General features: G+C 56.9%; 9 protein-coding genes. 5 read left to right on the plus strand and 4 right to left on the minus strand.

The genetic code is table 11. The annotated features are described in order from the left end of the window. Positions 1–149: 149 nt before the first annotated feature. A complete protein-coding gene (gene nudC, locus ACWJ62_RS11655; RefSeq protein ID WP_449286336.1) occupies positions 150–965 on the plus strand; it encodes an NAD(+) diphosphatase in 816 nt (271 codons plus the stop codon). A gap of 2 nt (positions 966–967) precedes the next feature. Further along, on the plus strand, positions 968–1,825 hold the full coding sequence (gene murI, locus ACWJ62_RS11660) for a glutamate racemase (protein WP_449286652.1): 858 nt from the start codon (positions 968–970) through the stop codon (positions 1,823–1,825). Here murI and ACWJ62_RS11665 read toward each other — a convergent pair. From ACWJ62_RS11665 to ACWJ62_RS11680, 4 genes are all read right to left on the minus strand, one after another. Continuing rightward, complete coding sequence (locus ACWJ62_RS11665; protein WP_449286337.1) at positions 1,803–2,810, minus strand: DUF2156 domain-containing protein; 1,008 nt, start codon at positions 2,808–2,810, stop codon at positions 1,803–1,805. The genes murI and ACWJ62_RS11665 overlap by 23 nt on opposite strands. Positions 2,811–2,858: 48 nt before the next feature. Further along, positions 2,859–3,512: a class I SAM-dependent methyltransferase gene (locus ACWJ62_RS11670; protein ID WP_449286653.1), complete on the minus strand. Its 654-nt coding sequence runs from the start codon at positions 3,510–3,512 to the stop codon at positions 2,859–2,861. Between the two features lie 233 nt (positions 3,513–3,745). Further along, positions 3,746–5,920, minus strand: a complete 2,175-nt coding sequence (locus ACWJ62_RS11675; RefSeq protein ID WP_449286338.1) for an EAL domain-containing response regulator — start codon at positions 5,918–5,920, stop codon at positions 3,746–3,748. Between the two features lie 24 nt (positions 5,921–5,944). Beyond that, the gene (locus ACWJ62_RS11680) at positions 5,945–7,930 is read right to left on the minus strand and encodes an HDOD domain-containing protein (protein WP_449286654.1); all 1,986 of its coding nucleotides are present in this window, start codon (positions 7,928–7,930) and stop codon (positions 5,945–5,947) included. A 207-nt stretch (positions 7,931–8,137) separates the two neighbouring features. On the opposite strand from ACWJ62_RS11680, the gene ACWJ62_RS11685 reads away from it, so the two are divergent. The 3 genes from ACWJ62_RS11685 to acs all read left to right on the plus strand — a co-directional run bounded on the left by ACWJ62_RS11685 (position 8,138) and on the right by acs (position 13,475). Continuing rightward, positions 8,138–9,466, plus strand: coding sequence for a MinD/ParA family ATP-binding protein (locus ACWJ62_RS11685; RefSeq protein ID WP_449286339.1), 1,329 nt, complete (start codon positions 8,138–8,140; stop codon positions 9,464–9,466). 219 nt (positions 9,467–9,685) lie between these two features. Next, positions 9,686–11,221, plus strand: coding sequence for a fatty acyl-CoA reductase (locus tag ACWJ62_RS11690; RefSeq protein ID WP_449286340.1), 1,536 nt, complete (start codon positions 9,686–9,688; stop codon positions 11,219–11,221). Positions 11,222–11,525: 304 nt separating this feature from the next. Continuing rightward, positions 11,526–13,475 carry an acetate--CoA ligase gene (acs, locus tag ACWJ62_RS11695; protein ID WP_449286341.1) on the plus strand — a complete coding sequence of 650 codons (1,950 nt, stop codon included), beginning with the start codon at positions 11,526–11,528 and terminating at the stop codon, positions 13,473–13,475. Positions 13,476–13,516 lie beyond the last annotated feature (41 nt).

Below are 13,516 nucleotides of genomic sequence, written 5' to 3' on the forward strand. Positions count from 1 at the left end.
TGCAACTCCGTTGAAGAAACAGGTGCCAAGTTTACTTGGTTGAGTACAGAGCGGAAAGGTGGACCTTTCATTCTTGGCCGGTGCTGCAATGTGATACATTTCCGACTGATCTCCCAATTACCCCGTTGATGCATCGAATGGTGATCGCAATGACTCAGTGGATACCTGGCTGGACGACCCGCCGGCCGGAAAACGGCGATCTGATCCTCGCGCTGTCGGGATCAGGTGTGGTCAAGCCCGATAACGGCTGGCTGCATAGTGGCGACAGTCGCCTTTTCCGGGGCGAATTGCCCGATTCAGTATCTCTGGGCAGTTACAATGGGCGCGATGTATTCGTGACCGAACTGCCGGAAACCGGCGTCGGTAATCAGGAAGTTGTACCGCTGCGGGATGCACTTCTGATGCTCGGTGATGCACCGGCGGATATGCTCAGTACCGGCTTTCAGGTCTGGCAGTGGTGGCGCGACCACCGATTCTGCGGCCGCTGCGGCGAGGAAACCGGTTTCCATCCTCGGGAGCGGGCCAAGTGGTGCGAGCCCTGCGGCATTCCCTGGTACCCCAGGCTGGCGCCCTGCGTGATCGTCGTCATACGCCGGGATGATCGGCTTCTGCTCGCCAAGTCCTCGCGGGTCAAACGGCACTTCTACAGCCTCATCGCCGGGTTTGTTGAGCCGGGCGAAAGTTTGGAAGGCGCTGTACACCGTGAAGTGAAAGAGGAGACCGGGCTGGACGTCACCAACATCCGCTACCATGCCTCGCAACCCTGGCCATTCCCCCACCAGCTGATGGTCGGCTTCTTCGCCGATTACGCCGGAGGAGAGCTGGTTCTCCAGGAAGACGAGCTTGCCGATGCCGATTGGTTCCTGCCGGGCGATACGCCACCGGTACCGCCGGAAACCACCATTTCAGGCCGATTGATCCGGGCCATGGAAAACGAGATTTCCCGGGGAGGCATTCCGGTTTGAGCATGCAGGCGCCTCCAAGGGTTCTGGTGTTTGACTCCGGTGTCGGTGGTCTGAGCGTTGCGGCCTGTATTCACCGGCAACTGCCGGGGCTGGAGATCGTCTATCTGGCGGACAACGAAGGTTTCCCCTATGGCGACAAATCAGAGGCGGTTGTGATTGACCGTTGTTGCGGTCTGATCACCAGAGCGCTCGAGCTCTACCCGTCAGACGCCATCGTAGTGGCCTGCAATACCGCCAGTACCGTGGTTCTGCCGCATTTACGGGCGATGACGGCGGTGCCGGTTGTAGGGGTGGTGCCGGCCATCAAGCCGGCGGCAGCAAAGACCGTGAATCGGCGAATGGGGCTGCTGGCGACACCGGCAACGGTTCGCAGGCCTTATCTGGACAGGCTGGTCGAGGAATTCGCTGGCGATTGCAGGATTGAACGGATTGGCCATCCGGGACTGGTGCGCTGGGCAGAAGACCTGGTTTCCGGAATCGAGGTTCCGCTTGCGGAGCTGAACGAGGCGATGAGGCCTTTTCAAGAGGCTGGTGTAGACACCGTGGTACTTGGTTGCACTCATTATCCACTGTTACTGGATAGTCTGAAGGCCAGTCTGCCGTCGGTTCGTTTCTGGGTGGAATCGGGTGAGGCCATTGCCCGACGGGTAGCCTGGCTGCTGGAACAGACCGGGCGGCTTGATGTTGCTCAAGGCCCAGTTGCTGGCGCAGGGAAACAACCTGTGAGCGCTGCGCTGTTTTCGGGGCCGGCACCGAAGGGCATCGCGTCCTTCATGGCGGGCCTGGGCCTGGAGGCCAATCGGGTAAGCGAACACTGGCCGGGAGAACCCCTGGGGGCTACAGCAACCGGGTCAGCTTGAACATGGCGAGAAACTCCAGCGCCGGAATCGACCGTTTGTGACAGCAGTACGTCTTGAACTTCTCCCCCCGAAAACGTGATTTCGTGAATTCCAGGCCTTTGAAGTTGTAAAGGAAGTTGCCCTTCTCATAGAGGCCGTGCAGCAGACTCTTCAACAGCCTGCTCTCCTGATGCTCTGTTGCGGAATCCAGTGACAGGGGAATCAGCCCTAGATCGAGATAGGGTACGCCCTCCGCCTTGAAGACGTCCATCGCATGGGCCATCAGGGTATAGAAAATGCCCTGGCGGAAATCGGCGTTGGCCCGGGAGATGTTGGGCACATAGCTGATGATCTCGTTGTTGCGATAAATCGGGTCGAAATAGATAAACCCTACTGCCTTGCCGTCCTGATAGGCATAGAAGTGTCTTTCGTTCTCACGATAGTCCATTTCCATCGGGCGGATCAGAAAGCGGATTTCATTACTCTTGCATTTGCGGGTTCGAATCCAGGCCTCGGATATTTCACGGGTGTGATCGTCGCTGAAACGCTCTTTGACCGTAATTCCGTTTTTTTCTGCCTGGTTTAAAGCGGTTCGCAGGATCTGTTTTTTCTTTCCGCTGAGTGACCAGCAGCCCAGATCGATGCGGGATTCGCTGCCAAACTGCGTGCCGTAGAGACCAAAGCGCAGGTGCAGGAAATCAACCACCGGCTTGGATACCTGGATGTAACTGGCGTTCGGAAAGCGCTGGTGGAAGCTCTCCAGCAGGTTGCCAAAGTCTTTCGGGGCACAGACAGGATCCGAGAGCACGAAGGTGGCGCCCCATTTGCGCATGTAGGCGATGTACCCCATGCCAGGTACATCGAAATACTGCATGCCCGGTTGGAGCGTTGAAAACGACTGGGAATGGGTGCCGTATTTCTTCAGGAAATCGACACGCTCGGTAAATGTAAATGAGCCGCTCTCCAGCGCGCCAACCCTGTCCAGTGCAAGTATCTGATCCGACATGCTGCTGCTCCCTGTTTGTTTTTGTTGGGTGACTCTCTAGCGAAGTGCTCAGGCCTGCTTGCGTCCGAGGATGGACCAGTAGCAGTTCATGTTCAGAAGCTTGAAGTGCTTCTTGTCCGTGACCTGAAGGCCCAGCCGCTGCATGTGCTCGGGGTAGTTGTAGATTTTGTGGAAGGCATTGTTGGCGAACAGCCAGAAAATGAAGACCGCCATGTACCAGTAAAGCTTCTTGAACATTCTGGAAAGCAGGTTGCCAGTCGGGTAGGAAAAGTCGCCAACAACGACCCGGGCGTCGGCCTTGCCCAGCCGTATCAGGTGCTCGAGGACCCGGACCATCATGTCTTCATCGAACACGTTGAGGAAGAAATTGGCCACGACCATGTCGTACTGCTCGAATTCATCCACTTTCATGATGTCACTGTGGATGCGCCGGATCGTAAGTTGTGGTGCCTCTTTTTGCTGAGCTTCGGCAAACTTCCGCAGCATGGTTTCGGACAAATCGACCACGGTCACCTCTGCGCCCAGCTCAGCAGCGCGAATGGCGTCCCGGCCGTGGCCAACACCGGCGAACAGAATTCTGTCCCCTGGCCGGACGGTTTCCACATCCAGCATGGCGGTTTTGCAGCGGTGAATGTTCTTGCCGCTGTAGAGGTTGCTCAGGAAATCGTAGACGGGACCGATGTACTTGTACTTGTCGCGCATGATGACTGCTGCCTGTTCTTGTTCCTTGGATGCTGTCACCGTTTTTGTCGTTATTGGCCCGAGAATGTCGGACATTCCGGTGATCAGCGCCTATGGATTCGAGCTTAGAGAACAGGGTGGGAGAAATATGTGCAGTAATGCGCATTTCCGGATACACAAAGTAACGTGCTGCAATACTTTGCAAACCCGATCGCGGTTTTATATAGGAGTGTCCGACAATCAATAATCGCTTGTCAGAATGAGGCAGCTTTGGCTCTGGTGGTTCCGAGGGTTCTGGAAATCTCGGCGGCGGGCCTGGCAGGACCGTAGAAGAAGCCCTGAACCTGGTGGCAACCCAGGCTCCGAAGGTACTCCAGTTGCTCGTCGGTCTCCACGCCCTCAGCAACGATCTCCAGCTTGAGTCCATGGGCCATGGCGACAATGGCGTTTACGATGCACGCACCGTCGTCGCCACTTCGGATGGCTTTCACGAAAGACTGGTCGACTTTGAGGGTGTGGATGGGAAGGCGATGCAGGTAATTCAGTGACGAATAGCCTGTACCGAAATCGTCGATCGCAATCCGAACCCCCAGGGCTGCCAGTTCCCGGAGTTTCTGGGAGATCTGTTCCAGATCGTTCATGATCACGTTTTCAGTGATTTCGATTTCCAGGTTGCCGGCAGGGAAGTTGTGGGCCTTTACCTGCTGCATCAACGTTTCTACAAACCGCGGATGCTCAACCTGGATGGGGGACAGGTTGACGGCCAGCCGGAGGTGGGCGTGCCCCTCCTGGATCCAGCGGCCGACATCCTGGCAGGCCTGGTCGAGAACGCGTTCACTGAGCTGGCCAATCAGTTTTGTTTCCTCCGCCAGAGGCAGGAAGTCTCTCGGGTAAAGGAGTCCCCGCTCCGGGTGCTGCCAGCGAACCAGGGCCTCAAGACCCACAACGCGGTTGGTTGTGGAGCACACCTGGGGCTGATAGAACACCCGCAACTCGTCCCGCTCAAGGGCCTGACGCAGGTCCCGCTCGAGGTTCAGCCTGTTGGCCGTATCGATACTCATGCTGTCGGAATAGAAGCGGTAACCGTCCTTGCCCTTGCCTTTGACGTGGTACATGGCAATGTCGGCGTTCTGGATCAGTTGGTCCATGCTCTCGCCGGCCTCGGGGAAGATTGCGATGCCGATACTCACACCTACAAAGACTTCGTGATCCCCCAGTTGAAAAGGTGCCCTCAGGGCATCAATCAGCTTCTTGGCGATCTGTCTGGCATCTTCATGGTTGTGGATAGAGGGCAGGAGCAGGGTAAATTCGTCGCCACCGAACCGGGAGAGGGTGTCGCCCTTGCGCAGGCATTTCTCGAGCCGGTGAGTAACTGCCTGCAACAGTCGATCACCCATGGCGTGGCCGAGGGTATCGTTGATGACTTTGAAACGGTCAAGATCCAGAAACATGACCGCCAGTTTCTGGCCACCACGGTTGGCGTGGGTAATCGCAAGCTCAAGTCGGTCCTTGAAAAGCGCGCGGTTCGGCAGTCGCGTCAAAAGGTCATGGTAGGCCTGGAAATTGATGAAGGCTTCAGCTTCCTTCCGCTCGGTAACATCCCGGGCCGTGCCATAATAGCGGGCACCGTTGCCATTGCCGCCCCCCTGGGTGGTTCCGGAGTGAGGCCAGGTTTGCGGGTCGATGGGAAAGGCGGTTATCTCGAAATGGCGGGTAGCTCTGCGGCTGCCACGGGTTTTCAGGCGGACTTCCAGAGTTCGCGGGTTGTCTGCGGTGATGTTTGGTCCCTTCAGGGCCAGCGTCCCGCGCGTCACGTCCCGGTCGTCAAGAATGTGCCGGAAGTGCTGGCCGCACAATTCCGCTGGCTGGTAGCCGAGCAGGCTCTCGACCTTGCTGTTCACGAAGCAAAAGTGGCCGTCCTGATCAAGCATGAAAACGATGTCGGGAGAGCTGTTAACGATGTAACGATGCAGGGCTTCGGATTTCTCCAGCCGCATCTGGATATGCTCGTGGGCTTCGAGAAGCGACTTTTTTCCGATAACACTCTCAACGGTGGCCAGCAGTTCTTCAGGATCGAAGGGTTTACGGATGTAATCCAGGGCGCCTCGACGCAGTGCACGGCTGACGGCACTGAACGAGCTTTCGCCGCTGACCACGATCACGCCGCAATCTGGTTGCCCGTCGGCAAGGTGCGCCATGACGTCGAAACCTGTGACCTCGGGCATCCGAAGATCCAGCAGGGCCAGATCGAACGTTTGCTGGTCGATCAGCTCGCAGGCTTTTCGGCCCCCGTGAGCTTCAGCAACGTCATAACCCCGGCTACGCAACAGCGAAGCCAGTGTATTCAGCAGGCGGGGTTCGTCATCCGCTACCAGTATCCGTGCCGTTAACCCGTGACTGAAAGGCTGATCAGTATGTTCAGGTGCCATCGGTCTGTGTCCGTCGTTTCTGCGTCAGTCGGTCTCATTCTTTTTGTGGCTGGCCGCCGGTAGCAGAATCCTGAAGGTGGTTCCTTCCTGCCCCGTGCGACAAGCAATGATGCCCTCCATGTCATCAACAAGCTGTTTCACAATGCTCAGGCCCAAACCGCTGTGGCCCTCTCCTTTTGTGGTTTTCACCGGTGAAAACAGGGCGTCCCTGACATCACCGGGTATTCCTCTGCCTGTGTCCGAAATTTCCAGCTCAACCCAGGTGCGGTGGTTCTGCCACACCGGTGAAGACGTCCGTATTTCAACCTCGCCGCCCTCATCCGCGAGGCTCTCCGCCGCGTTTCGAACCAGATTGATCACAATCTGGCGAATCCTCGTGGGGCCAGCCGCAACTAGCGTTGGCTCGCTGCAAAGCGATAGCCGGAGGCTGCGGCTATCGGAGCTGAACAGACTATCTTCAAGGATACGAGCCAGACTTTCCAGTTCGGCATTGAGCTCAACCCCGTCATCGCCCTGATCCACGGTGTCAGTATGGCTCATTTGCAGTAAAAGGTTGCCGGCCCGATCCAGCTCATCCCGGATCACGTCCAGCTCCTGCTGGACACCGGCATCTTCAAGCCTGCCTCGCAGCTGGTAAATATACTGTCGAATAATGGTCAGTGGGTTGCTGACTTCGTGAACCTGTTTGCGCAACCGGTCGCGGGCGATTTCCTGATCCAGTCCTTCCGTGCCAGCATCGGCGTCGGCTTGGGCCGGCGCCCGGTTTGCCAGTACCGAAGCCAGCTGAGCAGTAAAGATATCAGCCAGTTCCAGGGTTGTCGGCAGATGCTCGTTGTCTGTGCCCAGGGCGAAGACGCCAGGGCAGTTGCCGCCACTGTTAACCGGTACCGCGAGTATCGATGGTGTATGGAGCAGGGACAGCAGCTGTCGGTCGAGTACAGTCGGGGTTCGTTCACCAAGGCTGACTGGCAGGCCAGAAATGAAGGCTTCCGTAAGAACGCTGCCGCCGGGCTTGGCGGTGACTGCCAGATCGGGGATGTCGCCAATGGTCCCGGACAGGAGTACAAGGTTTTCGCCCGTGTGCCCAAAGCAGAGTGCTGGCAGGCCGGTGATCAGCGTTAGACTGTTGACCGTCTCGGCGAGAATGTCCTCGGTTTCTCCGGTCAGATCGGCAAGGTTGATCGCCTGGTTTGCCATGGCCTGACGCAGAATTGTCTGTTTCAGCTGTCGCGAGGCGCTCTCGCCGCAGTAATCCTCATCCAGCGGAATCCCCAAGGATGCAGCCATACCCGAGACTTCGTGGCCGATGCGGCGATTTATCTCTCGGGTCAGTTCCTCGTTCAGCCCGAATACCGTGCCTGCCGCTGCAATGCCGGCGGCATCTGACAGTGCCAGTCGGGTGGCCAGGCTGATCAGCTTTACCAGATGCCCGGCATCCCGTAGCTCCGAGGGCAGTGCCTGTTGATAGCGCATGGCATCGGCTGCCATCGGCCCGAGGCCCCAGGAGGCCACGAGTTCGGCTGCGATATCGGACTGATGGTCAAGATAGTGTTGCTTCGCTTCGGTGGCTGGCGTTTTAATAGCGATCAGCTCGCCGATGTTGTGAAGCATGCCCAGCATGAAGGCTTCGTCAGGCTCCGGGTAACGGGTCAGCGTTGCCAGGGCCCGGGCGGTCAATGCGGTGGTCAGCGAGTGTCGCCAGAAATCTCTGAGTTGTTGCCATTCGTCACCGCCCAGCTCGAACAGCAGTTGGCGCAGGGCTGCGGTCAGGACCAGCGTGTGAAAACGTCGGGTGCCGAGTCTCAGGAGTGCCTGGTCGACTGAGCGGATCGGAGTAGAGGGGCCGTAAAGGGCGGAGTTGGCCAGTGCCAGTATACGAGCTACCAGTGCGGTATCGGCAGAGACAATTTCGCTGATTTTTCGGTAGCTCTCGTCCTGATGGCAAGCATCGAGCGCCCGCAAGGTGACTTCCGGAAGACTCGGTAGCTGTAAATCAGGCGCAATGTGCATAGGCTTACCTGCCGTGGGGCGAATCAATTCATTAACTGACGGCGCGTTCATTCTTATTGTCCGAAAAGAGCTTAGACAATAATCCGTCGTTATTAAATACTTATTGCTCTTTTTTTAAGCAATATATTATCTGAATCGTGATATGTGTAGAATTTTTACAGGTTAAAATACAGAAAACCGAAAAATCAGGGACCTAGATTACCGGTGATGAACGCCAGAGAACCTGTCAAGCACAATCCGAACCAACCCCGCACTATCGCCATTACTGGTGGCAAGGGTGGGGTGGGCAAGACCTCGGTCGCCCTGAATCTTGCGCTAACCCTCGCAAGACAGGATAACCGCGTTCTGTTGCTGGACGGCGACACCGATCTGGCCAACGTCAGCATCATGGTTGGCCTTTATCCGAGAAAAACCCTTGCCAATGTGATGGCAGGAGAGTGTCGTCTGGAGGATATCATCCTCGAGACCGACTACGGCCTGCATATTGTTCCGGGGGCATCCGGTGTCCAGGAGTGCATGGATATGGGGCCAACGGAGAGCCTTCGCATACTGCGCGCACTGTATAACCTCGAAAACCGCTACGATTACGTCATTACCGACACCGCTGCCGGTCTGCAGGCTGCGGGACTGCATATGATTGCGGCGACAGAGTTAGCCTGCATGGTGGTGACCCCGGACCCCGCGTCCCTGACCGACGCCTTTTCCCTGATCAAGGTTCTCCGGCGCAGGGGGTATAACCGGATTCCGAGCATTCTGGTGAATATGGCCCAGGGCGCCAGTCAGGCACGGTCCGTGTTCCAGCGCCTGGACGCCGCCGCCCAGCGCCACCTGGGAATCTCGCTGCATTATATGGGCGGGATCTGGCGGGATGAGACCCTTCGCCAGTCGGTTCTCAACCAGAAGCCGGTCGCGCTTCTGCCTGTTTCAGACCCTTCGTGCCGCCAGTTTCATACCCTCGCGGATATGCTGGATGTGCGGCTGTCCCAGTTGCCGAGACGAAAGGCTGGTATTGCAGCTTACTGGCACAAGGTGTCCAAAAGAGGATCCGAGAACCCGCTCAAAACATTGAACAAGCCGGAGCCTGAAACCGAAAGTGAGGCGCCGACCCTGAAAGATCGCTGCCTGCAGGCCGTGGGTGAGGTTGAGTCCGTTTTCAACGCAGGGCCGATCGATCCGATGCTGCGTTATGAAGCATTTACCCGCCTTTTTGCACTGCTGGGGAGCACGCTGGACAGTGATGCCATCGAGATTGTGCAGACCGGTCTTGGTTCGTTCCAGTGGGAGAATCTCAGCCCCGAACGAAAGAATCATCTGGCCATTCATCTTCGCGAGCTGGCGGACCAGATTTCACCCCCCGAACGTAAAGCGGATCTCGCCGAGCCGACCCAATCGGTGCTCCGCGAGCCGTTTTACGATCGCATCAGCTTCGGTGAGCAAGATCGCCTGGTGCGCGTACTAAAGGAGCAGCCTGCAGATATCTCGCTGGATCAGCTTCTGCGATCTCTCTCGGGCAATGACCATGGCGGCTCCCGATAGGCAGAAAAACCTACCTTCTTTTCCGTCATTTTTTTTACACTTTTTGTAGCGTAAGTTTGCTGTGTGTCACCGCTCTGTCACCAAAGTTGTGCAAGGATTGAGCATAAATCTGAATCGTGGCCCGCAATATGCAGTGGATCGTTCGTACCCGATTCCCATACTTTCCTTTTGTTGGCAGGTGTGCGCCGACAACGAATTGAAGTGAGAAGGAGTTCTCCCATGGCAACACAGCAGCTGAATCCCGAGGCGTCATCAAAAGTACTTGAGCGACTCCGGGGCAAGCACGTTCTGATTACCGGCACCACCGGCTTTCTCGGCAAGGTAGTTCTGGAAAAGCTCATTCGCGCCGTTCCGGACATAGGCGGCATTCACCTGCTGATCCGTGGAAACAAACGCCATCCCGATGCGCGAGATCGTTTTTATGAGGAGATCGCCACGTCGTCAGTCTTCGATCGTCTGCGTCAGGACGACAACGAGGCTTTCGAAACCTTCATTGAAGAGCGTGTGCATTGCGTAACCGGGGAAGTGACCGAGCCCTTGTTTGGTCTGTCCGCTGACCGTTTCCGCAAGCTGGCCGGTGGCATCGATGTGGTTGTCAACTCCGCCGCCAGTGTGAACTTCCGTGAAGAGCTCGATAAAGCACTTGCCATCAATACTCGTTGCCTCGAAAACGTCGCCGAGCTTGCCCGACAGAACAAGGCGCTGGCGGTGCTTCAGGTTTCCACCTGCTATGTAAATGGTATGAATTCGGGGCAGATCACGGAGACCGTGATCAAGCCGGCAGGTGAATCCATTCCCCGGAGCACTGAAGGCTACTATGAGATCGAGGAGCTGGTCCGGCTGCTGGAGGACAAGATAGCGGACGTGCGTTCCCGTTACTCCGGCAAGGCACTGGAGAAGAAGCTGGTGGATCTTGGCATCCGTGAAGCCAACCATTACGGTTGGAGCGATACCTACACCTTTACCAAGTGGCTGGGTGAGCAACTCTTGCTCAAGGCCCTGTCCGGGCGGGCACTGACCATTGTGCGCCCATCCATTATTGAAAGTGCACTCGAGGAACCCGCGCCAGGCTGGATCGAAGGTGTGAAGGTGGCGGATGCCATTATCCTCGCTTATGCCCGCGAGAAGGTTACGCTCTTCCCTGGCAAACGCGCTGGCGTCATTGATGTTATTCCCGTGGATCTGGTGGCCAATGCCATCATCCTGGCGGCGGCCGAAGCCGTTGCTGATTCGCCGCGTCACCGGATTTACCAGTGTTGCAGTGGCAGCTCCAACCCGGTTTCCCTCGGGCAGTTTATTGACCACCTTATGGCGGAATCCAAAGCCAACTTCGCCGAATACGATCAGCTGTTCTACCGGCAGCCGACCAAACCCTTCATTGCAGTCAACCGCCGGCTGTTCGATGCCGTTGTGGGCGGGGTGCGCATTCCACTGAGCATTACCGGAAAGGTTTTGCGCATGCTGGGCCAGAATCGCGAGTTGAAAGTGCTCCGGAATCTGGACACGACCCGCTCTCTGGCCACCATTTTCGGTTTCTACACCGCGCCGGACTACATCTTCCGGAACGACGACCTGCTGGCCCTGGCCTCTAGAATGGGCGAACTGGACAAGGTGCTGTTTCCGGTGGACGCACGCCAGATTGACTGGTCTGTTTATCTGCGCAAGATCCATCTGGCAGGGCTCAACCGCTACGCCCTCAAGGAGCGCAAGGTCTACAGCCTGCGCTCAGCCAAGGCTCGTAAAAAGGCGGCATGAATCCAGAGCCCGGTCGCGAAGACCGGGCTTTTTTGCCCGGCCGCCCCTCTTCCCGGTTTGCCATCGGCTCCAACCGAACTATCCTTAAGAAAGCTTCTCGTTCGGCGCAATTTACCGTTGTTTTCTTGCAGGTTACCGACCTTTTTTGGCTAAAAGTTCAGGCGGATTAGGACGTTAGTCTAATTCATTGTGTGGTGGCTAGCATGGTGAACTACCACTATCCGTCTACTGGGCCGGAGAGGCCTCAACGTCTGAATTCCAAAAACCGACAATGACAACAGACTCTGACTAAAGGGGGAGCACAATGACTGGTAAACAGGTATATCCGGTAAGCCCGGAGGTGGCCAAACAGGCCCTTCTGAACCGGGAACAGTATGAAAAAATGTATCGTCAGTCAGTTGAAGACCCGGATACTTTCTGGGGTGAGCACGGCAAGCGCCTTGAGTGGATCAAACCTTACACCAAGGTCAAAAACACGAGCTACGATTACAACAACCTGTCCATCAAGTGGTTCGAAGATGGCCAGTTGAACGCCTCTGCCAACTGCCTGGACCGTCATCTGGATAAGCGTGGCGACCAGACAGCCATCATTTTTGAAGGTGATGATCCTGCCGATTCCCGCAATGTCACCTATCGCGAACTGCACGAGGAAACCAGTAAGTTCGCCAACGTCCTGAAAGGTCTGGGCGTGAAGAAGGGGGATGTTGTAACGATCTACATGCCGATGATTGTCGAGACAGCCGTCGCCATGCTGGCCTGCGCACGTATCGGCGCGATCCACTCCGTGGTGTTCGGCGGTTTTTCTCCGGAAGCCCTTGGTGCGCGGATCGTGAACGGCAAATCCCGCTTCGTAGTCACCGCTGATGAAGGCGTTCGTGGCGGCCGCAAAATTCCGCTGAAGAAGAACGTGGACGCAGCCCTAAAGAATGAAGATGCCGCAAATGTCGAGAAGGTGGTGGTGGTTACCCGGACCGGCAATTCCGAAGTACCCTGGAATGACCCCCGCGACGAGCGTTACGAAGACCTGATGAAGTCTGCCTCTGCCGATTGCCCGCCAGAGCCGATGAACGCTGAAGATCCGCTGTTCATGCTGTACACCTCCGGCTCCACCGGTGCGCCCAAGGGTGTGCTGCATACAACCGGCGGCTACATGGTCTACACATCCATGACTCACGAGTACGTCTTCGATTACCACGATGGCGATGTCTACTGGTGTACTGCCGATTTCGGCTGGGTCACCGGCCATAGCTACATCCTGTATGGCCCGCTGGCCAATGGTGCCGTTACGGTTCTGTTTGAGGGCGTGCCCAACTACCCGGACAGCTCTCGCATGGGGCAGGTTGTCGACAAGCACAAGGTCAACATCCTTTACACCGCCCCGACCGCGATTCGCGCCCTGATGGCGGAAGGCGAGTCCTGCATGAACGGCACTACCCGCGAAAGCCTGAAATTGCTGGGCTCCGTGGGCGAGCCCATCAACCCCGAAGCCTGGGAGTGGTACCACCGGGTCATCGGCAACAGCAAGTGCCCCATCGTGGATACCTGGTGGCAGACCGAAACCGGCGGTATTCTGATTTCTCCGCTGCCTGGTGCGATCGACCTGAAACCGGGTTCCGCCACCGTTCCGTTCTTCGGTGTCCAGCCGGCACTGGTAGACAACGATGGCAATATCCTCGAGGGCAAGACCGAAGGTAACCTGGTGATTCTGGATAGCTGGCCCGGCCAGATGCGGACGATCTTTGGTGATCACGAGCGCTTTGCACAGACCTACTTCAGTACCTATAAAGGCATGTACTTTACCGGCGACGGCGCCCGTCGCGATGAAGACGGGTACTACTGGATCACAGGTCGTGTCGACGATGTTCTGAACGTGTCAGGCCACCGCCTGGGTACCGCCGAAGTCGAAAGCGCTCTGGTCTCTCATGAGAAGGTCGCAGAAGCTGCGGTTGTTGGCTATCCGCATGACATCAAGGGGCAGGGCATCTATGTCTACGTAACGCTGGTACATGGCGAGGAACCTTCTGACGAGTTGAAGAAAGAGCTGGTCCAGTGGGTGCGCAAGGAGATTGGTCCTATCGCCTCTCCCGATGTGATCCAGTGGGCCCCTGGACTGCCCAAAACGCGTTCTGGCAAGATTATGCGGCGCATTCTGCGTAAGATTGCTGCTAACGAGCACGACCAGTTGGGTGATACGTCTACGCTGGCAGATCCGGGTGTAGTCGATGACCTGATCAGCGGTCGAGCGAACCAGTAACGCCTGTGTGTTACCAGGCCATGTACCTGTAAGGAATCTGT

The organism is Marinobacter sp. PE14 (assembly GCF_053566155.1).

What these genes read in the sequence shown, in the direction of transcription:
- nudC (WP_449286336.1), top strand. Translation starts at nt 150, where the DNA reads ATGACTCAGTGGATACCTGGCTGGACGACCCGCCGGCCGGAAAACGGC.
- murI (WP_449286652.1), top strand. Translation starts at nt 968, where the DNA reads ATGCAGGCGCCTCCAAGGGTTCTGGTGTTTGACTCCGGTGTCGGTGGT.
- ACWJ62_RS11665 (WP_449286337.1), bottom strand. Translation starts at nt 2,810, where the DNA reads ATGTCGGATCAGATACTTGCACTGGACAGGGTTGGCGCGCTGGAGAGC.
- ACWJ62_RS11670 (WP_449286653.1), bottom strand. Translation starts at nt 3,512, where the DNA reads ATGCGCGACAAGTACAAGTACATCGGTCCCGTCTACGATTTCCTGAGC.
- ACWJ62_RS11675 (WP_449286338.1), bottom strand. Translation starts at nt 5,920, where the DNA reads ATGGCACCTGAACATACTGATCAGCCTTTCAGTCACGGGTTAACGGCA.
- ACWJ62_RS11680 (WP_449286654.1), bottom strand. Translation starts at nt 7,930, where the DNA reads ATGCACATTGCGCCTGATTTACAGCTACCGAGTCTTCCGGAAGTCACC.
- ACWJ62_RS11685 (WP_449286339.1), top strand. Translation starts at nt 8,138, where the DNA reads ATGAACGCCAGAGAACCTGTCAAGCACAATCCGAACCAACCCCGCACT.
- ACWJ62_RS11690 (WP_449286340.1), top strand. Translation starts at nt 9,686, where the DNA reads ATGGCAACACAGCAGCTGAATCCCGAGGCGTCATCAAAAGTACTTGAG.
- acs (WP_449286341.1), top strand. Translation starts at nt 11,526, where the DNA reads ATGACTGGTAAACAGGTATATCCGGTAAGCCCGGAGGTGGCCAAACAG.